Source organism: Pseudomonas umsongensis, from assembly GCF_012647205.1.
GTDB lineage: Bacteria > Pseudomonadota > Gammaproteobacteria > Pseudomonadales > Pseudomonadaceae > Aquipseudomonas > Aquipseudomonas umsongensis.
This window is the reverse complement of record NZ_CP051487.1, coordinates 2,116,712-2,136,580: the sequence shown is the minus strand read 5'-3', so window position 1 is coordinate 2,136,580 and position 19,869 is coordinate 2,116,712. Positions and strand designations below refer to the sequence as shown.

Here is a 19,869-nt window from a genome sequence, read left to right as displayed (position 1 = left end):
CTGTAAGAGCGAAACCATAGGAGGCCGTAACCGCAGCAATGGATATGTACCCCTAGACCGCGTCATCGTTCTTCGCCGGCAAACCTGGCTCCTACAAGGGTTGTGGTTGTTTTCAGATCCCCGCCAGTGCCAGGTCCATCGCAAAATACGTGAAAATCAGATCAGCCCCGGCCCGCTTGATGGCGCCCAGGCTTTCGCGCACCACGCGATCTTCATCGATAGCCCCGGCCTGTGCGGCGAACTTGATCATCGCGTACTCCCCGCTCACCTGATACGCCGACAAGGGCAGGCGCGAGGCTTCGCGAATGTCGCGGATGATGTCGAGGTACGCTCCGGCCGGCTTGACCATCAGCGCATCGGCGCCTTCCTGTTCGTCCAGCAGCGACTCCCTCACCGCCTCACGACGATTCATCGGGTTCATCTGGTAGCTTTTGCGATCGCCCTTGAGCGCGCTGCCGCCAGCTTCGCGGAACGGTCCGTAGAGCGCCGAGGCGAACTTGGTCGAATAGGCCATGATCGCCGTCTGGGTGAACCCGGCGGCATCGAGCGCCCGGCGAATAGCCTGGACCTGCCCGTCCATGGCGGCCGATGGGGCAATCACGTCAGCACCGGCACGGGCAGCAGCCACCGCCTGTTTGCCGAGGTTGAGCAGGGTCTGGTCGTTATCGACCTCAAGGTTGTGCATCACGCCACAATGCCCGTGGTCGGTGTACTCACAAAAACAGGTATCGGACATCACGATCATTTCCGGCACGGCGTCCTTGGCGATGCGCGACATGCGCGACACCAGGCCATTGTCGTTCCAGGTGTCGCTGCCATTGCTGTCCAGGTGATGGGACACGCCAAAGGTCATCACCGACTTGATCCCGGCACGGGCATATCGCTCGATCTCCCCCGCCAGCTTCGATTCCGGAATGCGCATCACACCGGGCATGCTCTTGATCGGCACGAAATCGTCGATTTCTTCTTCGACGAAAATCGGCAGTACCAAGTCGTTCAAGCTGAACTCGGTTTCCTGGAACAGACTGCGCAGGCTTGCATTGCGGCGCAGACGGCGTGGGCGTGCTTCGGGGAACTGACTGGACATGGAGATGCCTCAAAAAACGAAAAACAAGATGAAAGTCGTAGAGGGGGCAAAGCTTATGCCCTGCAAGGTGCAGGGCACAAATCACCCGGGAGAAATTACCCTTACCGCACCCGCAATAATCGCTCCTGCACAGGTCGGGTCAATCAAAGGGCCAGCGTGCCGTCGATACAGGTCACCACCGCCCCGCCGATCCAGATTTCATCCCCCACCTGTTCCACCTGGATGCGCCCCGCGCGGCCCATCGTCAATCCCTGGCTGACCACGTAGCGGGCCGGTGCCAGCCCTTCACCGAGCAGCCATTGGGCAATCCCGGCGTTGAGGCTGCCCGTGACCGGATCCTCGGGCATACCGTCACCGGAGATGAATGCGCGGACTTCAAACTGCGCTTCATCGCCATCGCGTTCCGCATGCCACGGCGCGATGACACCCACGGCGAGGCCGAGCATGTGCGAATGGTCCGGTCGCAAGTCCAGGACTTGCTGGCGATCCGCGAGCAACACCGCCAGCCAGCCCGCACCGTTATCAACCCATTGCGCGCGGACAATCGCCTGCGGCTCCAGCCCCAAACCCAAGCACACACGCGCCATCAGAGTGGCGTCCACCGGCCCGGTCTTGAGCAGTGGCGGAGCGAGAAACGCCAGCTCCGCGCCCTGCCGACGAACCCGCACCAGGCCGACACCGCACTCCTGGATAATCTCTTCGCCCTTGGGCACACCGCCAGCTTCAAGCCAGGCATGGCAAGTGCCCAGGGTCGGATGTCCGGCGAATGGCAACTCCTTGAGGGTGGTGAATATCCGCACCCGATAATCGGCACGGGGATCCTGCGGTTCCAGGATGAACGTGGTTTCGCTGAGATTGGTCCAGGTCGCGAACGCCGCCATGCGTTCATCGCTCAGCTTGTCGGCAGCAAACACCACCGCCAGCGGATTGCCTTTGAGTGGTACGCGACTGAAGACATCGACTTGCTTGAAATTGAATGAATGCATGGCCGTCCCTGGTCCTGATCAGATCGAATCGTTTGGCTTGGGGATTTCCAGCCCGCGCTTGACCGCCGGCCGCGCCAGGAATTTCTCCAGCACCCGCGTGACGTTGGGGAAGTTCTGGATGCCGACCAGGTCGCCGGCTTCATAGAAACCGATCAGGTTGCGCACCCACGGGAAGGTCGCGATATCGGCGATGGTATAGCGTTCGCCCATGATCCAGTCGCGCCCTTGCAAGCGTGCATCGAGGACACTGAGCAGGCGTCGGCTTTCCTCGACATAGCGGTCACGCGGTCGCTTGTCTTCGTAGTCCTTGCCGGCGAATTTATTGAAGAAACCGAGCTGGCCGAACATCGGGCCAATGCCGCCCATCTGAAACATCAGCCACTGAATGGTCTCGTAGCGCGCCGCCGTTTCCTGGGCCAGCAATTGCCCGCTCTTGTCGGCGAGGTAGATCAGGATCGCCCCGGACTCGAACAGCGGCAACGGCTGGTCGTCCGGACCATGGGGATCGAGAATGGCCGGGATCTTGTTGTTCGGGTTCAGCGACAGGAACTCGGGCGACAGCTGGTCGTTGGTGTCGAAGCCGACGCGATGGGGCTCATAGGGCAGGCCGATCTCTTCGAGCATGATCGAAACCTTGACGCCATTGGGGGTCGGCAAGGAATACAGTTGAATCCACTCAGGGTAGCGTGCCGGCCATTTGCGGGTGATGGGGAACGCAGACAAATCGGTCATGGGAGCCTCCACGAGAAATTGAGAATGCCGATCATAAAGGAGATGACCCGGACTGCGGCGCCTGGCGCCATGATTATCGCTGATGGTCAAGATCAAGCGAGATAACTGTGTTTGTCTGACCGCTCGTGTAGGGTGTCCATAATTTCGCAACATCCTGTCGATAACCTTTGCTGCAACCCGCCAAAGGTTATCGGTAGAGTGCTGCGCTCTCGGCCGGAATCGAACCAAACGGGCTTCAGGGGACTCTGAGTAATGTCCCTTTGATACGGAACGGCTCCACGACATGGAAAACACCCGACGCAGGAAAGTCGCGGTGCAAAGGTTTGTCAGCCTTAACCCAATGCGCTGAAGAACCTTTTATTCAATGATCAATCCCTTGAAATTCACCCGACACTTTAAACATCGTGCGTATTTGCTCCTGCCCGCCTTGCTGGCAGCCAGCACGTTGTTTTTGGTGCTGGAGTCCAGCGAAAGCCGCGCCCAGCCGGTGGATGGCACCCAGACCCTGGTGTTCCTGCGCCATGCGGAAAAGCCCGAGGGCGGCCTGGGCCAGCTCAATTGCCAGGGCTTGAACCGCGCCATCGACCTGGCCACCCTGCTGCCAGAAAAATTCGGCAAGGCCGACTACGTGTTCGCCGCCAACCCGACGCGCAATGTCGAGGAAGGCGAACTGGACAACTCCTACAGCTACATCCGCCCCTTGATGACCATCAGCCCCAGCGCGATCAAGCTCGGTTTGCCGGTGAACATCAACTTCTCGGCCAACGACACCAGTGACCTGGCCGATGAACTGCTCCACGACAAGTACCACAACTCGGTCATCTATACGGCCTGGTCCCACGGCTATCTGCCAGAACTGATCAACAAGGTCGCCGGTGAAGCCGTCGGCAATAAACAGAAGATCACCGAGGACTGGGAATCGAGCGACTATGACTCGCTGTACGTGCTGACCCTGACCTGGCACAACGGCAAGGCCAGCTTGCAAAGCCATAGCTACAAGCAGGGGCTGGATAACGGGCAGGAGAGTTGCCCGACCTGATTTTGGGGTGCCTGACAGGACGCCTTCGCGAGCAGGCTCGCTCCCACGGTAAATCTTCGGCGTACACAAATTCGGCGTTTATTGAAGATCTACTGTGGGAGCGAGCCTGCTCGCGAAGGGGCCGGCAAGACCACCCTCACCCGCGCTGAATGCCCCGCTCGCGCAAATACTCCAACACCGCCCCCCGCTCCCCGGCAAACTCGATCCGCGCCCCTTTCTTCTCCCGCTGAAAGGCATACATCGGGTCGTAATACTCAACCAGCAAGCCCTCGATCCAGCCCCGGTGCAAATCCACCGCACCACTGCGCCCTTGCTCGGCCAAAGCCTCTTCCATCAGGATCAGCATGCGCCGGTGCCGCTCGCCGCCCAGTCGCTTTTGCACATTGTCCAGGCTCGCCAGCAAGCGCTCGGAAAACAACGCAAAACCTTCCTCGCCATGCACCGCGATAAACTCTGCACACAGGTCCACCACGTAATCGCGCAGGATTCGCTCGATCCGCCCCTCCAGGCTGTCTTCGAGCCAGACCATCGGGAACTGCTGCATGCCCTGGTACAGCGGCAGTGGCAGTGCACAACTGCCGACCGCGCGGCTTTCGTCTTCCAGCACGAACTGTTCGAAACCGCGGGCGCGCTTTTTCAGCACGTCCACGGCCAGGCGGTTTTCGAAGTCGATGTTCGACGGCTGGGCAGTTACGCGCTTGCCGAAACTGGAACCGCGATGGTTGGCATGTCCCTCAAGGTCCAGGCCGTTGTCCAGTTGCGTGAGCAGCTCGGTTTTACCGGTGCCGGTCATGCCGCCCAACAAGACGAAATCGCATTGGGCCACGGCCTGGTCCAGGGTTTCCAGCAAGAAGGTGCGCATGGCCTTGTAGCCGCCGCCTACCCGCGGATAGTCAATGCCCGCCTCGTCCTTGAGCCATTGCTGGACGATCTGCGAGCGCAGGCCACCACGAAAACAATACAACAGGCCATCAGGATGAGCCCGGGCAAAATCCGCCCAGGCCTGGATGCGCTCGGCCTTGAGGGTGCCGGACACCAACTGATGGCCCAGCTCAACCGCCGCCTGCTGCCCGTGTTGCTTGTAACAGGTACCGATACGCTGCCGTTCTTGATCATTCATCAGCGGCAGGTTGACCACGCCGGGAAACGAGCCCTTGAGAAACTCGACCGGCGCACGAGCGTCCATCATTGGCCGGTCGTTGAGAAAAATGTCGCGGTAATCAGTACAGTCGACGGGCATCACGACACCTCGACCGCGCGGCTCTGTCGCTCGACCAGTTCACCGATTGGCGTCAGGCTCAGCCCCAATTCGGCGGCAACCGCGAGGAAGCCGGCGTTGCCCTCGGGCGTCACGGCAACCAGCAGGCCACCGCTGGTTTGCGGGTCGCACAGCACCCGCTTGTGCAGTTCCTGGAGACGCCCGAGCTTGTCGGCGTAGCTGTCGTAATTGCGCAATGTGCCACCCGGCACACAGCCCTGGTCGATGTAATACTCGACGCCCGGCAAGCGTGGCACCCGTTCATAGTCGATGCGGGCGGTGAGGCCGCTGCCATCGGCCATTTCCACCAGGTGCCCAAGCAGGCCGAAACCGGTGACATCGGTCATTGCGGTAACGCCGTCCAGCTTGCCAAAACGGCTGCCGGGTTTGTTCAGGGTGCACATCCAGTCGCGGGCCAGGCCCACATCGGCGCTGCGCAATTTGCCCTGCTTTTCGGCCGTGGTGAGCACGCCGATGCCCAGGGGCTTGGTCAGGTACAACAGGCAACCGGCCGTGGCCGTGTCATTGCGCTTCATGTGGCGCTTTTGCACCAAACCGGTGACGGCCAGACCGAAGATCGGCTCCGGTGCGTCGATCGAATGCCCGCCCGCCAAGGGAATCCCGGCCTCATCGCACACCGAGCGCCCGCCGCGAATCACTTCCCGGGCAATCTCTGGCGCCAGCACATTGACCGGCCAGCCAAGGATCGCGATCGCCATCAATGGATCGCCACCCATGGCGTAGATATCGCTGATGGCATTGGTGGCGGCAATGCGGCCAAAATCGAAAGGATCATCGACGATCGGCATGAAAAAGTCGGTGGTCGACACCACGCCACGTTCCTCATCGATGGAGTAAACCGCCGCGTCATCACGCGAGGCATTGCCGACCCACAGTTTCGGATCAAGATTCTGCGCCCCGCTGCCGGCCAGAATCACTTCCAGCACCTGGGGGGAAATCTTGCAGCCACAACCAGCACCATGGCTGTATTGGGTCAGGCGGATCGGCTCGCTCATGGGGGCACCTCTTGGGATCAATGGGGCCGATTCTACCAGAGCCGCCACTGCCCAAGTGGGCGCCGCCTGCCGGAATGCGCGGATGACATGCACCGTCGGACAATCCGAATGAATTTTCCCAGCGCCCAACGATCCCTCTATGTACAACAGGGAGGAACAAAGGCTCTATGAACAACGCAAAACTGTTCGTCATTGAATACACTCTTCATGGCGTCCCCAAGTCGTTCATCATCCGTCTGGACAAAATGGACAACGCGGAGGCCTGGCATTGGGCAAGCTGCGACGCGGGGATTGGACGCATCCCTCGCTTTGGCCGTGAAAAAGTGCAAAAGACCAGCAAACCGATGGCAGAAAAATTCGGCGTGGAGAACGTCAAGTGGCGCCCGGCCGGCTAGCCGGGCAGCGATCAGGATTGGGGGGGAAGAAAATGACTTCGACACTCGTCAGCAGCCCTGCACATCTGGACTACGGTCTGGATACGTTGTTCGGCCGCGTCACCCGCAGCACCGAGTGCCGGGTCGGCCTGGAACAGGTCGAAGGTGATCCGACGCGCTTTGCAGTGAGAGTCCCGGCGCCTTTGCCGGAAGATCTGGAGCAGGCCAAGACGGTGGTGGTCAGGGTCGATGGTCGACGCCTGGCGGGCACCGTGCGCCACAGCGAACGGCAGGATGACGACAGCCTGAAACTGGAAGTGGAGCCCGACTAGGCCCCACGTTCCTGCGCACAAGGGTCAGTGCGCACACTTGCAGCCTTGATGGGCGCACTCTTCGCCGTGCTCGTGGTGCTTGGCACAGGCTTCACAGCAGTAATGCTTGCCGTGACGCACGACAGGATGTTCACCGAGCTTGCAGTTGCACTTCGGACAGTCACAGATGCTTTTTTCATCGGTCATGGCGCAGACTCCTTTGGCAGTGGTCGTCGGCGGGCTGGATGAGCAGCCCGTTGTACCAGTGTAGGAGTTGATCAGGAGGCAGGCCGCCTCAAGCGTTCAACCCGTTACCCGACTGCTGCTGCGATACATCAATACCAGGGCCAGGCCCAATAGCACCATCGCCAGCACCCGACTCCCCGACAACTCGATCGCCGGATTGCCCAGCCAGCCGAAATTATCGATCAGCATCCCCATCCCCAGTTGCCCGACGATCACCGCCACCGTCGCCACCGCCGTGCCCACCCGTGGCACCGCCCCCACCATCACCATCATGTAGACCACACCGAACAGCGCCCCGCCGAGCTGCCACTTCGGCACGTCCAGCAGGCTCACGGCGTGAGCCGGTTCGAAAAATACGATCAGTAACCCGGTCAGCACCGTCCCCACCACGAAAGTGAGCAAACTGCTGCGCAACACGCCAACCGTTTCACCCAGGCGCCCGTTGATCGCCGCCTGCACGCTCAGGATCGCACCGGCCGCCACGACCAGCGCCAACAAAATAATCAGACTCATCATCAACCCCGTGCAATCAGGACAAGTGCCGCGACAATCAGCAGCAAGGCCAGCCAGCGCTCAGCGTTGACTTTCTTGCGGGTGGTACCGAACCAGCCGAAATGGTCGATCAGCACACTTTTGCCGACCTGCCCGGACAGGATCGCGATCATCGTCATCGCAATGCCGATGTGCGGTGTGGCCAGCGTCAGCACCACGACATAGACCGGCCCGAGAAAACCGCCGATCAATTGCCAGCGCGGTAATTGGCTCAGCGCCGGGCCCTGTTGCGGGCCGCTGAGCAGCAACAGGAAAAACAGAATCGCCGAGCCGACGCCAAAAATACTCAAGGTCGCCCATAAATGACCGACCTGAATGCCCAACGGCCCCAGCAACCCGGCCTCCACGGACAGGCCCATGCCCGCCAGGATCACCAGGGGCAGCAGCAACAGGCGCAGCCCTGGCCGAGCGGTCGGCGTTGCAACGGCAGCGACGCTGTCGAGAGAAGAAGACTGCACGGTAAAACTCCGTTCAAGGAAACATGGCGCGCATTATCGATTGTCACTTCTGTGCGATAAATGGGAGCATCTGGACAACACTTTTGCGCAACGCGCACAGCAGGACTAACGATGCACGGCCTCAACGAACTGGGTTTCAAGGCACTCCGGCTATTTGTCGCGGTGCTCGACCACGGCAGCTTTTCCGAAGTAGCCCGCCGCGAGGGCGTGGCGCCCTCTTCGATTTCCCGCCAGATCCAGTTGATGGAACAGGCCCTGAACCAGCAATTGCTTTACCGCCACACGCGCGCCGTCACGCCGACCGAGGCCGGACGGCTGCTGGGAGAACACGCGCGATTGGTACTGGTGCAACTGGAAGAAGCCGAACAGGCCCTGCAGGAACAGCAAAGCGAGCCGAGCGGACTGGTGCGGATCAACGCGCCGGTGGTGTTCGGCCAGCGGCATCTGACCCCGTGGCTGGGGCAGTTGTGCGCGCGTTATCCGAAACTGCAACTGGATATCCAGCAGACCGACAGCTACGTCGCCCCCCTGCAGGAAGGCGCCGACCTGCTGTTTCGCATCGGCCCCCTGCACGACTCCAGCATGCAGGGGCGAATACTGGCGCCCCAGCGCTTTCAGGTCGCGGCGAGCCCGGCGTACCTGCAACGCTACGGCACGCCGCGACACCCTGACGATCTCGCCGCCCATCAATGCCTGGCCTACAAAGGGGTGGCAGGCCTGCAACGCTGGTTTTTCCGCAAAGGCCAGCTGCCATGGACCCCCTATGCGGTGAAAGGGCCGATCACCGGCAACCACGCCGACACCCTGACCCAGGCCGCCGTGCAGGGCCTGGGGCTGGTGATGTTTCCGTCATGGTTGATCGGCGAGGCGGTGCGCAACGGCACGCTGGTGCCGGTGCTGGGGGACTACCAGGTCTCCAACAGCCTTGAGCCGCAGCAGATCGCCGTGCTCTGGCCCGGCAGCCGCCGCCTGTCGGTGAAAGTCAGGACGGTGATCGACTTCTTTGTCGAATGCTTTGGCGAAGTCCCCTATTGGGACCTGTAGGAGCCGGCTTGCTGGCGAGGCGATGGGTGAAATCAGAGCACCATCGCCGCTATCCAGCCAAACACCAGCAATGGCAGGTTGTAGTGCAGGAAAGTCGGGACCACGGTGTCCCAGATGTGGTGATGCTGACCGTCGATGTTCAGGCCAGAGGTCGGGCCCAGGGTCGAATCCGACGCTGGTGATCCGGCGTCGCCCAATGCACCTGCGGTCCCGACGATACTAACGATAGCGATCGGGCTGAAGCCCAGCTGCACGCACAAGGGCACGAAAATCACCGCCAGGATCGGCACGGTGGAAAATGACGAACCAATCCCCATGGTCACCAACAACCCGACCAGCAACATCAGCAAGGCGCCGACGGCCTTGCTGTGGCCGATCCACGAGGCCGAGGTCTCGACCAGCGTCTGCAACTGCCCGGTGGCCTTGATCACTTCGCCAAAACCGGAAGCGGCAATCATGATGAAACCGATCATCGCCATCATCTTCATGCCTTCGGTGAACAGGTCATCGGTGTCGCGCCACTTGACGATGCCCGACACCGAAAAAATCAGGAAGCCCACCAACGCGCCAATGATCATCGAATCAAGCAGCAACTGAATGATGAATGCCGCGGCAATCGCCACGCCAGCGACAATCAGGCTCAGGGGGTTGTACTGCACCGCGACCTGCTCGACCTGCTCGATCTTTTCCAGGTCGTAGACGCGCTTCTTGCGGTAACTGACAAACGCGATCAGCAGGCCCACGAACATGCCCAGTGCCGGGATACCCATGGCATGGGTCACGTTGATGCCACTGATATCGACGCCACTGCGGGCGACGTTGGCCAGCAGGATTTCATTGAGGAATATGTTGCCAAAGCCCACCGGCAAGAACATGTACGGGGTGATCAGGCCGAAGGTCATGACGCAGGCGATCAATCGACGATCCAGTTGCAGCCGGGTCAACACATACAGCAGCGGCGGCACCAGCAACGGAATGAACGCGATGTGAATCGGCAGGATGTTCTGGGAAGCGATGGCCACGATCCACAACAGGCCGATCAGCAGCCATTTGACCTGGCCACCGCCACTGGCATGCTGCCGGTCGACCATCGCCAAGGCCCTGTCCGCCAAGGCATGGGCCAGTCCGGATTTGGCAATCGCCACCGCAAACGCGCCGAGCAACGCATAGGACAATGCCACCGTTGCCCCACCGCCCAGGCCGCTGTTGAACGCCTTGAGCGTCGCGTCGATGCCAAGGCCACCGGTCAGCCCCCCAACCAGCGCCCCCACGATCAGAGCGATTACCACATGCACGCGGGACAGGCTGAGTATCAGCATGATGCCGACCGCGGCAATTACTGCATTCATTGTCGTTACCTCTGGGCAAGCGAAAAGAGTCCGGCCGGCAGTCTGCGAGCGCCGTCTACGGATAAAGGAATGGGTTTTATTAGAGGGCGCGCACTTTGCCGGACGGCTGCCGCCTTGTCAAAGCCAACACTGCACCTGTAGGAGCTGCCGAAGGCTGCGATCTTTCGATCTTCAGCGCCTTCAAGGAGGTTGAAAGTCAAAAGATCGCAGCCTTCGGCAGCTCCTACAGGGGATAATTCGATATTTGTGGGGCGGCGTAAAGAAAGGCCGATCGCGGCCGTTACAGAGCAAAGTCGCAGATATTTATCGAATAAGGACGCGTCCATGTCGCTCAGACAACTTTCCATCCAATGGAAAATCACCCTGTTGGCCGGGTTATGCCTGGCGGGCATCGTGACCCTGCTGGTGGGTCTTTCGCTGTATCGCATGGAGCATAGCTCCGCACTGGTGAAAGCCTCGAGCATGGAGATGCTGACCGAAGCCGCCCAGGCCCGGATCGAGTCCCAGGGTGAAAACCAGGCGCTGATGATCCGCCAGCAGTTCATGGACGCTTATCAATATGGCCACGGTTTTTCGCGCCAGGTGCTGTTTCTGCGCGAGCAGGCGGAAAAGCGCTTCCTCGATGCCTTCGACCTGCGCGAAGACCTGACCCGCCAGGTCAAGTCGGCCTTGCAAGCCAACCCCGAGCTGCTGGGCCTATCGCTGGTTTTCGAACCCAACGCACTGGACGGCAAGGACGATCTGTTCAGCGGCCAGGCCGAACTGGGGAGCAACGACAAGGGCCGTTTCGCCCTCTATTGGTCGCAACCGACACCGGGCAAGGTGACGTCCATGGCGCTGCCCGAAAGCGACATCGCCGACACGCGCACCGGCCCCAGCGGCGAACCGGCCAACGCCTGGTTCACCTGCCCGCGCATCCGCCTCGCACCCTGCGTGATCGAGCCGTACTTTTATATGATCGACGGACAGAACGTGCTGATGACCAGCATCGTTTTCCCGCTGATGGTCAATGGCAAGGTCATCGCCTCGCTATCGGTGGACATCAACCTCAACAGCCTGCAGGCGATCAGCCAGAGCGCAAGCCAGAAGCTCTATGACGGCCAGACCAGCGTCAGCATCGTCAGCCCGGCCGGTCTGCTCGCCGGTTACAGCCTGGATGCCAGCAAACTCAGTCAGCGCCTGGAAGCGGTGGACACCACCACCGGCGCCGAACTGATGCACATGCTCACCACCAACAGCAAGACCGCCAGCCTGCACAGCCATCAGCAATTGAAAGTGCTGGCGCCGTTCCAGCCGATTCCCGGCGGCAAAGCCTGGGGCGTGCTGCTCGATGTGCCGGAAAAAGTCCTCGTCGGCCCGGCTGAGGCCCTGAAAAAACAACTGGATGACAGCAACACCGCCGGCACGCTGACCGAACTCGGCCTGGGCATCCTCGCGGCGCTGATCGGCTTGCTGCTGGTTTGGCTGATGGCACGTAGCGTGACCCGGCCAATTCTCGGCGTGGCGCACATGCTCCAGGACATCGCCAGTGGCGAAGGTGACCTGACCCGCCGCCTGGCCTATGACAAGCAGGATGAGCTGGGGCAATTGGCTGGCTGGTTCAACCGTTTCCTCGACAAGCTGCAACCGATCATTGCCGAGGTCAAGCGCTCGGTACAGGACGCCCGCGGCACGGCGGACCAGTCGTCCGCCATTGCCACCCAGACCAGCGCCGGCATGGAGCAGCAATACCGCCAGGTGGACCAGGTGGCGACCGCCTCCCACGAAATGAGTGCCACCGCCCAGGACGTCGCCCGCAGCGCCGCACAAGCGGCACAGGCGGCACGGGATGCCGATCAGGCCACCCGCCAGGGCCTGACCGTGATCGACCGCACCACCACCAGCATCGACAACCTCGCCGCCGACATGAGCGCGGCAATGGTCCAGGTCGAAGGCCTGGCGGCCAACAGCGAGAAAATCGGTTCGGTCCTGGAAGTAATTCGCGCCATTGCCGAACAGACCAACCTGCTGGCCCTCAATGCCGCCATCGAAGCCGCCCGTGCCGGTGAAGCCGGGCGCGGTTTTGCCGTGGTGGCCGACGAAGTGCGCAACCTGGCGCGCCGCACCCAGGAATCGGTCGAAGAAACCCGCCTGGTGATCGAACAACTGCAAAGCGGCACCCAGGACGTGGTCGGCTCGATGGGCAACAGCCACCGCCAGGCCCAGGACAGTGTCGAACAGGTTGGCCAGGCCGTGACGGCGCTGCAGCAGATCGGTGACGCGGTCACCGTGATCAGCGACATGAACCTGCAAATCGCCAGCGCCGCCGAAGAGCAAAGCGCCGTGGCCGAGGAAATCAACCACAACGTGGCGACCATCCGCGACGTCACCGAATCGCTGTCGGGGCAAGCCAATGAGTCGGCGCGGGTAAGCCAGTCGCTCAATCGCCTGGCCAATCAACAGCAGAGCCTGATGGACCAGTTCCGCGTCTAACCACCCCCCCATCAACTGTGGGAGCGAGCCTGCTCGCGAAAGCGGTGTGTCAGCCAACGTATACGTCAGCTGATATAAAGCTTTCGTGAGCAGGCTCGCTCCCACAGGTCTATATGAATCCGCACAACCGGTCAGTTGCCTGGAACCTGCGCGGCGTTTCGGTATCGAATCTACCGATACCGCGCCCCACCATTCAAACAGCCGTTTCGCGGTTGTTGCCACTGGGGCCGTCGATACACCTACATGCCCTTGAGTGGCTGTCAGCGCTCGGGTAATGTCATCAGACCCATAGGACAGAGCACGCCCATGACTTCCAAGCTGGAACAACTCAAACAGATGACCACTGTTGTTGCCGATACCGGCGACTTCGAAGCAATCGCTCGCGTCAAACCCGTGGACGCCACCACCAACCCGTCGCTGCTGCTCAAGGCGGCGTCGATTCCCGCTTATGCCGAATTGCTGAACGCCTGCGTCAGCGACTGCAAGGGCGATGTAGGCCTGGCCAGCGACCGTTTTGGCGTCGCGGTGGGGCAGGAAATCCTCAAGGTGATTCCTGGCCGCATTTCCACCGAAGTGGATGCACGCCTGTCGTTCGACACGGACGCCGTCTTGAAGCGCGCGCATCGTCTGATCGAGCTGTACGAAAACGCCGGCATCGGCCGTGACCGGGTGCTGATCAAGATCGCCTCCACCTGGGAGGGCATCCGCGCTGCCGAGATCCTGGAAAAGGAAGGCATCCAGACCAACCTGACCCTGCTGTTCTCGTTTGCCCAGGCCGCTGCCTGTGCCGACGCCGGGGTATTCCTGATTTCGCCGTTCGTGGGCCGCATCTACGACTGGTACAAGAAAGCCACCGGTAACGACTTCGTCGGCGCGGACGATCCAGGCGTGCAGTCGGTGACCCGCATCTACAACTATTACAAGGCCAATGACTACAAGACAGTGGTCATGGGCGCAAGCTTCCGCAATCTCGGCCAGATCGAGCAACTGGCCGGCTGCGACCGCCTGACCATCAGCCCGGACCTGATCGACAAGCTGGCGGCAGACACCGGCAAGCTGGAGCGCAAACTGGCGCCGGGCAATGCCGGTGAAGCGCGCTTGAACCTCAATGAAGCGCAATTCCGCTGGCTATCCAACGAGGACGCCATGGCGACCGAGAAACTGGCCGAGGGCATTCGCCAGTTCGCCCGTGACCAGGAGAAGCTGGAGGCGTTGTTGCAGGCCAAGCTGTGATCTGAATCGGCGAATTGCAAAAAGGGCGAACCTTGGTGGGTTCGCCCTTTTTTGTGCGTCCTGATTGGATGTGGCGATCTTTCTGACGCCTTCGCGAGCAGGCTCGCTCCCACAATGTCCTTCGTATTACGTAACTCGCTCCCCTGTGGGAGCGAGCCTGCTCGCGAAGGGGCCAGCCCGGCCAACCATCAATGCCGCTCCAGCGCATTCACCAGGTCATGAAAGGCTTCACGATTGGAGTCGTTCAGCCCCATGAGGATCTTGTGCGCTTCCAGCACCTTGATCCGCACCACTTCTTCCGACTGATCCTGATCAGGCAGGTCGTCCAGGCATTCCGGGCATGGCACTGGCTGGTCGACGATGTTGAACACCTGCTCGAACCCCATCGACTGCAACAGACGGGTGATGTCTTCGTGGGTGGTGACCACGGTCGGCAGCAGCCCGACCTTCTGCCGCGACAGGATCGACAATTTGGCCAACAGGCCCAAAGTCGTGCTGTCGATGCTGCGGGTCTCGGTCAGGTCGATCACGATCGCGTTGAAATTCAACGCGGTGAAGATCCGATCAATAGTCGCATCCAACGCCGAACACAGGGTCAGGCGAACTTCACCGACGAATTTCAGGACAAAGGTGCCGTCCTGTTCGGCGAACTGGATTCTACCGGTACTCATCAAAGATTCCTGCTCAACACCAACAAGGCGATATCATCCGGCATCTCCCCTAGCGTGGCCAATCCAAAAACCTGCCGCAGGCCATCCAGGCTGCCGCCCGCCGCCTTGACCCGTTCGGGCAACGCAGCTTCTTTTTCTTTGAGTGTGGGTTCTGGCAAAAGGTCCAGAATGCCATCTGACATCAGCGTCAGGCTGAACGTCGGCGGCAACTCCAGCACGTGATCTTCGTAGGTGGCTTCATTGAAGAGGCCTACCGGCAGACCACGCCCTTGCAGATAACTGACACTGTCGGGTGTGTACAACACAGGCAACGGCAAATGACCACCGATGCTATAGGTCAACAAACCTGTCTCCTCGTCGATGACTCCACCGACCATTGTGACGTGTTTGCCCAGCTTACAACTGATCAGGCCCCGGTTGATATGCCCAAGCACCTCAGACGGCTTGAATTCCGGCAAGGTACCGCTGCGCTTGGACTCGAACAACAGGCGCGTGGTCATGAATTTCAACAGCACAGTGACAAAGGCTGAAGAAGCACCGTGCCCGGAAACATCCGCCAGGTAGAACGCCACGCGGCGCTCGTCGACCCGGAAATAGTCGACAAAATCCCCCGACAGGTACAGCGACGGGATGATCTGGTGGGCAAACTTGAAGTCGTTGATGGCCCAGGGGCTGACCGGCAGCATGTTCATCTGCACCTGGCGACCGGCGTTCTGGTCTTCCTGGAGCAGGTTCAGGCTGGCGGCGAGCTCGCGGTTGGCCTTCTCCAGCTTCTCGCGATAGCGCTGGTTTTCCATCAGCAGGCGCGCACGATCCAGGGCCCGACGCACAGAGTGCTCGAGCACGGCCAGATCTTCGAGAGGCTTGATCAGGTAATCCGCCGCGCCCAGGCGCAAGGCCTCGACCGCATCATTCATTACGCCGGCGCCCGACACCACGATCACCGGTGTTTGCGGCGAAAGCTCGGTGACCTGGCGGATGAGTTCGAGTCCGCCCATCTGTGGCATGCGCAGATCGCAGATGACCAAGTCGGGCTTGTCTTGCTCGAATACCTGAAGACCCTGCTGACCGTTGCTGGCCTGCAGGACGCTGAAACCACTGTCTTCCAAATAGGCCGCGAGGCTCGCGCGCACTACCTCGTCATCATCGATTATCAGCAGCGTGGCACTGGTTTTTGGCATGTGGGCAAACGGCGCCAGAATTAGGTTGGCGTAGCGGCGCGGATTTTGGCCCGGCTCTGACTACTGGATTCGCTTTCTAGCCTCTCTGGCGCACTGTTTTCGAGCATTTACCCGATCCACACGTACACCAGAGGTGCCCTTCTAAGGCGCAGACGGTACTCCCATCCGCGAGGCGTTTCAAGCTCACGCCGATGGTCGCTTGGCGCCGGCACTTTTGAAATCACCGGGAGTTATAAGAACCGTCCTGACCGAAACCCAATGAAAGGTCCTGGCGAACGACAAAAATGCAGAAGGCGGCTCGATGGCCGCCTTCTTTTTACCGCTGTGGATCAGAAATCGTCTTCGACCTGACCATCCTTCACCTTGAATTCGCGGTTCTGCAGATAGGCGTTGCGGATGAACGTGTACTTGTCGCCCGTAATCAACTTCTCGGAGGACAGCAGGTCCGCCCGGGTATCGACGATGTTCAGGCCGAAGATCGAATTACGCACCGGCACGTCGTTGATGTACGGATAAGGACCGGTGTAGCTATCGACGAACTTGGATGGCGCATCACGCACGGTGCTAGGCCCCAGGAGCGGCAGCATCACATAAGGCCCGCTGCCCATGCCCCAGTAACCGAGGGTCTGGCCAAAGTCTTCGTCGTTGCGGTGCAGCCCCATTTGGGTACCCACGTCGAAGAAGCCCAGCACGCCGAAGGTGGTGTTGAAGATCAGTCGCGCGGTGTCGACACCCGCGGCGGTGGGTTTGGCCTGCAGGATATCGTTGGCGAGGTTGGTCACGTCGCCGACGTTGCGGAACATGTTGTGGATGCCATCTTCAAGAAACTGCGGTGTCACGAACTGATAGCCCTGGGCCAAAGGCTTGAGGGCATAGGTGTCGACGAAGTCGTTGAACTTGAAGATCGGACGGTTGATGCCTTCCCAAGGATCATCTTCCGAGGCTGCCTGCGCAGCAAACGGAATCAGCAGCGCACCGGCGCATACACAAAGCCGAGCGAGAGGATTGCTCCAGCGCATAAAAAAACTCCTTGGACTATACCGTCGCCGGACGCTTGGCCCGGCGCAAAGGCTGCCAGTATAAGACGATTCGGCCACTTTAGGCAGCATGGGGCCCGTCCCCGCGCACGATCTTGGCAGAATGCGAGCAATTCACAACAGTGTCACTCAACTGTCACCGTCGCCCTCTAGCCTTGAGACTATTTCAGGGACGTTGATATGCCGCACGCCGAAACCACCCCGCAAAATGCGCCGAACCTGACTGCCGTGCTGTTCGGGCTGAGTGGCTGCCTGGTGGATTTCGGTGCCCGCACGCGCCTTCAGGGCAACCCAGGCACTGATCACGCACAAGCCACCCCCGGCGCCCTGGACAGTCTGATCAGCCTGCAGCGCCAGCAAATCCCCTGCGCCTGGCTCGATGAGCTCTCCCCCGCCATCAGCCAGGCATTGGCCGGCGGCCTGCCGCAATGGATAAGACCTTCGCAATACGCTGAAACAATCAAACCCTGGCCGGCGCCCGATGCGTGTTGGCAAGCGTTGATGGCGCTGGACATCGAAAGACTCGATGGCTGCGTGCTGGTCAGCGGCGAACCACGACTGCTGCAATCGGGACTCAATGCCGGCTTGTGGACCATCGGCCTGGCGTCCTGTGGCTCGCTCTGCGGGCTTTCGCCCGAGCAATGGCAGGCATTGTCCGCGCAGGAGCGCGACATCAAGCGCAGCAAGGCAACGGTGCAGCTGTTCGGCCTGGGCGTGCATTCGGTAATCGATCACCTTGGTGAACTCGACACTTGCCTGGCCGACATCAGCTTGCGTCGGCTCAAGGGCGAAAAGCCCTGATTCAAATCATGCAGGTTACGCGCGGGTGGATTAATCTAAAGGTAAGCCATAGACCTTTGGCGCGCCGTCGCGGTCTATGCCAGTGCCTATCGATAAAAGGAAGAACGCCATGTCTGCCCGCGAACTGCAAGAACAGCTCAATGCCCTGCGCGAGCAATTGGAACAGAATCCTCCGCTGACCGACGCAGAGCGTGACGACCTGCGCGAACTGATGCAGAAGATCGAATTTGAGCTGGAGCTCGAAACCAAGACACAGGACTCGAGCCTCGCCGATAACGTCAACCTGGCTGTCGATCGCTTCGAACTCGAACACCCGACCCTCGCCAGCACGCTGCGCCAGATTGGCACGGCCCTGCACAGCATGGGAATCTGAACCAAACGCAGAAATCCCCTGCAGGAGCGAGCATGCTCGCGATGGAGGTCAACGATAACGCGGGAAACCTGATGCCCCGCGTTGCCCTCTGGTTTTTCGCGAGCATGCTCGCTCCTACACAATGAATCGTTACTGACGGACCAGGCGATGGTTCGGCAGCTGCACCTCTTCGGTACTGCGATACGGATTGATATCCAGCCCACCCCGCCGCACATAACGCGCATACACCGTCAATTTCTCCGGTTTCAGCAACCGCTGCAGATCAAGGAAAATCCGCTCCACGCACTGCTCATGGAAGTCCGAGTGCTGGCGGAAGCTGACGATGTATTCCAGCAGGCTTGCGTGATCCAGCGCCGCGCCACGGTACTCCACCGCCACGCTGCCCCAGTCCGGCTGACTGGTCACCGGGCAATTGGACTTGAGCAAATGGCTGTGCACGCTCTCCTCGACAATGCGCGACTCATCGCAACGCAGCAGTTCCGGGCGCGGGTGCTCGTAGTTGCTGACGCTGATGTCCAGATCGTCAATGCACACGCCGGGCAACGCCACCACGCCTTCGGCCTCGACCTCTTTCAGGCTGCGGATGCGCACGCCCACAGGCTTGCCGGCCGCGGCCGACAGGTCCTTGGCCAGGGTCGCTTCAAGACTCGCGGTGTCGGCGAACGGCGTCTGGTTCAAGGAGTTGAGGTAGAGCTTGAACGACTTCGACTCGATGATGTTCGGCGAATCCGCCGGGATGCTGAACTCGCCGATCGCCACCACCGGCTTGCCCGATGGCAACAACCACGACAGTTCGAAGCAATTCCAGAAATCCACGCCCTTGTACGGCAGTGTCTGAGCCGTCAGGCCGAGCTCGGCCCACTTCGCGGTACGCGGGATCGGGAACAGCAGGGACGGCGTGTAAGTGGCGATGTATTCGCTGGATTTGCCCAGCGGCGAGTGTTCGGCTGCGGGATGCATGGCGGAAACCTGACTGAAGAATCAGCGGATTCTACCAGCCTTTGCCGCAGCCTTTGAGTGCTTACTGACTGACAGTCAACTTGCCGACCATGCCGGCCTGGTAATGACCGGGGATGTTGCAGGCAAATTCCAGGCGAGCGGCCTTGCTGAAGGTCCAGGTCAGCTCGGCGGTCTTGCCAGGCGCCACCAGCACGCTATTGGGGTCGTCGTGCTGCATGGCATGCCCCATTCCGGCCATGGCGCCGTGGTCCATTCCGGCCATGGCGCCGTGGTCCATTGCCTTCATGCCGGTAGGCGTAAGCATGCCGCTCTGTTGCATCTGCAACATTTCCTGTTGGTGCCGGGCATGCATCGCTGCATCGCCGAGGTTGAATTCGTGCAGCAACTGGCCTGTATTCACCAGCACGATACGCACGGTCTCCCCTGCCTTGATCTCGATAGACTTGGGGGTGAATGTCATGTCAGCCATGACCACCTCCACGCTACGGGTCGCCTTGGCTGCCGGGGCCGGTTGACCAAAATCATAGGTAACCTCTGGAGCCGCCCAAACCGGCGAACCCAGTGCCAACAGACAGCTGGCCAGCAACACGGATTTACGCAAAAACATCGAAGTACTCCAACAAGATTAAGGTTCAGCCTGTGGAAAACTCTAAACTGTCACCGCTGCCCTTTACCTGACAGCCAAATTA

The 19,869-nt window shown here is 60.5% G+C and carries 22 protein-coding genes and 1 pseudogene; 9 read left to right on the top strand and 14 right to left on the bottom strand.

The features are described 5' to 3' along the window. Nucleotides 1–112: 112 nt before the first annotated feature. From hemB to HGP31_RS09645, 3 genes are all read right to left on the bottom strand, one after another. Nucleotides 113–1,087 (bottom strand): porphobilinogen synthase, encoded by a 975-nt coding sequence (hemB, locus tag HGP31_RS09655; RefSeq protein ID WP_020799433.1) that lies wholly within the window; start codon nucleotides 1,085–1,087, stop codon nucleotides 113–115. A 143-nt stretch (nucleotides 1,088–1,230) separates the two neighbouring features. Further along, the gene (locus tag HGP31_RS09650; RefSeq protein WP_168757554.1) at nucleotides 1,231–2,073 is read right to left on the bottom strand and encodes a PhzF family phenazine biosynthesis protein; all 843 of its coding nucleotides are present in this window, start codon (nucleotides 2,071–2,073) and stop codon (nucleotides 1,231–1,233) included. Nucleotides 2,074–2,091: 18 nt separating this feature from the next. Continuing rightward, nucleotides 2,092–2,805 carry a glutathione binding-like protein gene (locus tag HGP31_RS09645; RefSeq protein WP_020799435.1) on the bottom strand — a complete coding sequence of 238 codons (714 nt, stop codon included), beginning with the start codon at nucleotides 2,803–2,805 and terminating at the stop codon, nucleotides 2,092–2,094. 364 nt (nucleotides 2,806–3,169) lie between these two features. On the opposite strand from HGP31_RS09645, the gene HGP31_RS09640 reads away from it, so the two are divergent. Further along, the gene (locus HGP31_RS09640) at nucleotides 3,170–3,844 is read left to right on the top strand and encodes a histidine phosphatase family protein (RefSeq protein ID WP_168757553.1); all 675 of its coding nucleotides are present in this window, start codon (nucleotides 3,170–3,172) and stop codon (nucleotides 3,842–3,844) included. A 136-nt stretch (nucleotides 3,845–3,980) separates the two neighbouring features. Here HGP31_RS09640 and mnmH read toward each other — a convergent pair whose 3' ends face one another. After that, a complete protein-coding gene (mnmH, locus tag HGP31_RS09635) occupies nucleotides 3,981–5,084 on the bottom strand; it encodes a tRNA 2-selenouridine(34) synthase MnmH (RefSeq protein ID WP_033045188.1) in 1,104 nt (367 codons plus the stop codon). Beyond that, a complete protein-coding gene (selD, locus tag HGP31_RS09630; RefSeq protein ID WP_083348558.1) occupies nucleotides 5,084–6,118 on the bottom strand; it encodes a selenide, water dikinase SelD in 1,035 nt (344 codons plus the stop codon). The genes mnmH and selD overlap by 1 nt, the downstream gene beginning before the upstream one ends. A gap of 167 nt (nucleotides 6,119–6,285) precedes the next feature. Between selD and HGP31_RS09625 the strand changes: the two genes are divergently transcribed. Both HGP31_RS09625 and HGP31_RS09620 read left to right on the top strand, forming a co-directional pair. Beyond that, entirely contained in the window at nucleotides 6,286–6,513 is a 228-nt protein-coding gene (locus HGP31_RS09625) for a DUF6555 family protein (protein ID WP_168757552.1), read from the top strand. A gap of 32 nt (nucleotides 6,514–6,545) precedes the next feature. Further along, entirely contained in the window at nucleotides 6,546–6,824 is a 279-nt protein-coding gene (locus tag HGP31_RS09620) for a hypothetical protein (RefSeq protein ID WP_020799441.1), read from the top strand. A 24-nt stretch (nucleotides 6,825–6,848) separates the two neighbouring features. Here HGP31_RS09620 and HGP31_RS09615 read toward each other — a convergent pair whose 3' ends face one another. The 3 genes from HGP31_RS09615 to HGP31_RS09605 form a co-directional block, all read right to left on the bottom strand. Beyond that, entirely contained in the window at nucleotides 6,849–7,010 is a 162-nt protein-coding gene (locus HGP31_RS09615) for a Prokaryotic metallothionein (protein ID WP_020799442.1), read from the bottom strand. A gap of 96 nt (nucleotides 7,011–7,106) precedes the next feature. Then, a complete protein-coding gene (locus tag HGP31_RS09610) occupies nucleotides 7,107–7,565 on the bottom strand; it encodes a DMT family transporter (RefSeq protein WP_020799443.1) in 459 nt (152 codons plus the stop codon). Then, a complete protein-coding gene (locus tag HGP31_RS09605) occupies nucleotides 7,565–8,059 on the bottom strand; it encodes a DMT family transporter (protein WP_020799444.1) in 495 nt (164 codons plus the stop codon). Before HGP31_RS09605 ends, HGP31_RS09610 begins: the two co-directional genes overlap by 1 nt. A 111-nt stretch (nucleotides 8,060–8,170) precedes the next feature. On the opposite strand from HGP31_RS09605, the gene HGP31_RS09600 reads away from it, so the two are divergent. Beyond that, nucleotides 8,171–9,103: a LysR family transcriptional regulator gene (locus HGP31_RS09600; protein WP_020799445.1), complete on the top strand. Its 933-nt coding sequence runs from the start codon at nucleotides 8,171–8,173 to the stop codon at nucleotides 9,101–9,103. A gap of 32 nt (nucleotides 9,104–9,135) precedes the next feature. Here the strand turns inward: HGP31_RS09600 and HGP31_RS09595 are convergent, their stop codons facing one another. Continuing rightward, a complete protein-coding gene (locus tag HGP31_RS09595) occupies nucleotides 9,136–10,452 on the bottom strand; it encodes a Na+/H+ antiporter family protein (protein ID WP_168757551.1) in 1,317 nt (438 codons plus the stop codon). Between the two features lie 324 nt (nucleotides 10,453–10,776). Between HGP31_RS09595 and HGP31_RS30935 the strand changes: the two are divergent. The 3 genes and pseudogenes from HGP31_RS30935 to tal all read left to right on the top strand — a co-directional run. Next, a pseudogene (locus HGP31_RS30935) lies at nucleotides 10,777–12,066 on the top strand (methyl-accepting chemotaxis protein); the annotation flags it as partial. A 102-nt stretch (nucleotides 12,067–12,168) separates the two neighbouring features. Further along, entirely contained in the window at nucleotides 12,169–12,924 is a 756-nt protein-coding gene (locus tag HGP31_RS30930; RefSeq protein WP_404821803.1) for a methyl-accepting chemotaxis protein, read from the top strand. Between the two features lie 306 nt (nucleotides 12,925–13,230). Next, a complete protein-coding gene (gene tal, locus HGP31_RS09585; RefSeq protein WP_020798472.1) occupies nucleotides 13,231–14,157 on the top strand; it encodes a transaldolase in 927 nt (308 codons plus the stop codon). 188 nt (nucleotides 14,158–14,345) lie between these two features. On the opposite strand, the gene rssC is transcribed toward tal, so the two are convergent. From rssC to HGP31_RS09570, 3 genes are all read right to left on the bottom strand, one after another. Then, nucleotides 14,346–14,828, bottom strand: coding sequence for an anti-sigma factor antagonist RssC (gene rssC, locus HGP31_RS09580; protein ID WP_020798473.1), 483 nt, complete (start codon nucleotides 14,826–14,828; stop codon nucleotides 14,346–14,348). Next, nucleotides 14,828–16,009: a two-component system response regulator RssB gene (gene rssB / locus HGP31_RS09575; protein ID WP_020798474.1), complete on the bottom strand. Its 1,182-nt coding sequence runs from the start codon at nucleotides 16,007–16,009 to the stop codon at nucleotides 14,828–14,830. The genes rssC and rssB overlap by 1 nt, the downstream gene beginning before the upstream one ends. 329 nt (nucleotides 16,010–16,338) lie before the next feature. Beyond that, nucleotides 16,339–17,028, bottom strand: coding sequence for an MlaA family lipoprotein (locus HGP31_RS09570; protein WP_168757550.1), 690 nt, complete (start codon nucleotides 17,026–17,028; stop codon nucleotides 16,339–16,341). Between the two features lie 198 nt (nucleotides 17,029–17,226). On the opposite strand from HGP31_RS09570, the gene HGP31_RS09565 reads away from it, so the two are divergent. Beyond that, nucleotides 17,227–17,847, top strand: a complete 621-nt coding sequence (locus HGP31_RS09565; protein ID WP_020798476.1) for an HAD superfamily inactivated hydrolase PcrP — start codon at nucleotides 17,227–17,229, stop codon at nucleotides 17,845–17,847. Between the two features lie 109 nt (nucleotides 17,848–17,956). Then, nucleotides 17,957–18,220, top strand: a complete 264-nt coding sequence (locus HGP31_RS09560) for a DUF4404 family protein (protein ID WP_020798477.1) — start codon at nucleotides 17,957–17,959, stop codon at nucleotides 18,218–18,220. 129 nt (nucleotides 18,221–18,349) lie between these two features. Here the strand turns inward: HGP31_RS09560 and queF are convergent, their stop codons facing one another. Both queF and copI read right to left on the bottom strand, forming a co-directional pair. Continuing rightward, nucleotides 18,350–19,180, bottom strand: a complete 831-nt coding sequence (gene queF / locus HGP31_RS09555; protein WP_020798478.1) for an NADPH-dependent 7-cyano-7-deazaguanine reductase QueF — start codon at nucleotides 19,178–19,180, stop codon at nucleotides 18,350–18,352. A gap of 61 nt (nucleotides 19,181–19,241) precedes the next feature. Then, entirely contained in the window at nucleotides 19,242–19,787 is a 546-nt protein-coding gene (gene copI, locus HGP31_RS09550; RefSeq protein WP_168757549.1) for a copper-resistant cuproprotein CopI, read from the bottom strand. Nucleotides 19,788–19,869: the final 82 nt, after the last annotated feature.

Coding starts and splice junctions, on each gene's coding strand:
- selD (WP_083348558.1), bottom strand. CDS start 6,118: ATGAGCGAGCCGATCCGCCTGACCCAATACAGCCATGGTGCTGGTTGT.
- HGP31_RS09570 (WP_168757550.1), bottom strand. CDS start 17,028: ATGCGCTGGAGCAATCCTCTCGCTCGGCTTTGTGTATGCGCCGGTGCG.
- HGP31_RS09560 (WP_020798477.1), top strand. CDS start 17,957: ATGTCTGCCCGCGAACTGCAAGAACAGCTCAATGCCCTGCGCGAGCAA.
- HGP31_RS09615 (WP_020799442.1), bottom strand. CDS start 7,010: ATGACCGATGAAAAAAGCATCTGTGACTGTCCGAAGTGCAACTGCAAG.
- HGP31_RS09610 (WP_020799443.1), bottom strand. CDS start 7,565: ATGATGAGTCTGATTATTTTGTTGGCGCTGGTCGTGGCGGCCGGTGCG.
- HGP31_RS30930 (WP_404821803.1), top strand. CDS start 12,169: ATGGAGCAGCAATACCGCCAGGTGGACCAGGTGGCGACCGCCTCCCAC.
- tal (WP_020798472.1), top strand. CDS start 13,231: ATGACTTCCAAGCTGGAACAACTCAAACAGATGACCACTGTTGTTGCC.
- HGP31_RS09645 (WP_020799435.1), bottom strand. CDS start 2,805: ATGACCGATTTGTCTGCGTTCCCCATCACCCGCAAATGGCCGGCACGC.
- HGP31_RS09595 (WP_168757551.1), bottom strand. CDS start 10,452: ATGAATGCAGTAATTGCCGCGGTCGGCATCATGCTGATACTCAGCCTG.
- rssC (WP_020798473.1), bottom strand. CDS start 14,828: ATGAGTACCGGTAGAATCCAGTTCGCCGAACAGGACGGCACCTTTGTC.
- HGP31_RS09620 (WP_020799441.1), top strand. CDS start 6,546: ATGACTTCGACACTCGTCAGCAGCCCTGCACATCTGGACTACGGTCTG.
- copI (WP_168757549.1), bottom strand. CDS start 19,787: ATGTTTTTGCGTAAATCCGTGTTGCTGGCCAGCTGTCTGTTGGCACTG.
- mnmH (WP_033045188.1), bottom strand. CDS start 5,084: ATGCCCGTCGACTGTACTGATTACCGCGACATTTTTCTCAACGACCGG.
- HGP31_RS09640 (WP_168757553.1), top strand. CDS start 3,170: ATGATCAATCCCTTGAAATTCACCCGACACTTTAAACATCGTGCGTAT.
- HGP31_RS09565 (WP_020798476.1), top strand. CDS start 17,227: ATGCCGCACGCCGAAACCACCCCGCAAAATGCGCCGAACCTGACTGCC.
- HGP31_RS09600 (WP_020799445.1), top strand. CDS start 8,171: ATGCACGGCCTCAACGAACTGGGTTTCAAGGCACTCCGGCTATTTGTC.
- HGP31_RS09625 (WP_168757552.1), top strand. CDS start 6,286: ATGAACAACGCAAAACTGTTCGTCATTGAATACACTCTTCATGGCGTC.
- HGP31_RS09650 (WP_168757554.1), bottom strand. CDS start 2,073: ATGCATTCATTCAATTTCAAGCAAGTCGATGTCTTCAGTCGCGTACCA.
- hemB (WP_020799433.1), bottom strand. CDS start 1,087: ATGTCCAGTCAGTTCCCCGAAGCACGCCCACGCCGTCTGCGCCGCAAT.
- queF (WP_020798478.1), bottom strand. CDS start 19,180: ATGCATCCCGCAGCCGAACACTCGCCGCTGGGCAAATCCAGCGAATAC.
- rssB (WP_020798474.1), bottom strand. CDS start 16,009: ATGCCAAAAACCAGTGCCACGCTGCTGATAATCGATGATGACGAGGTA.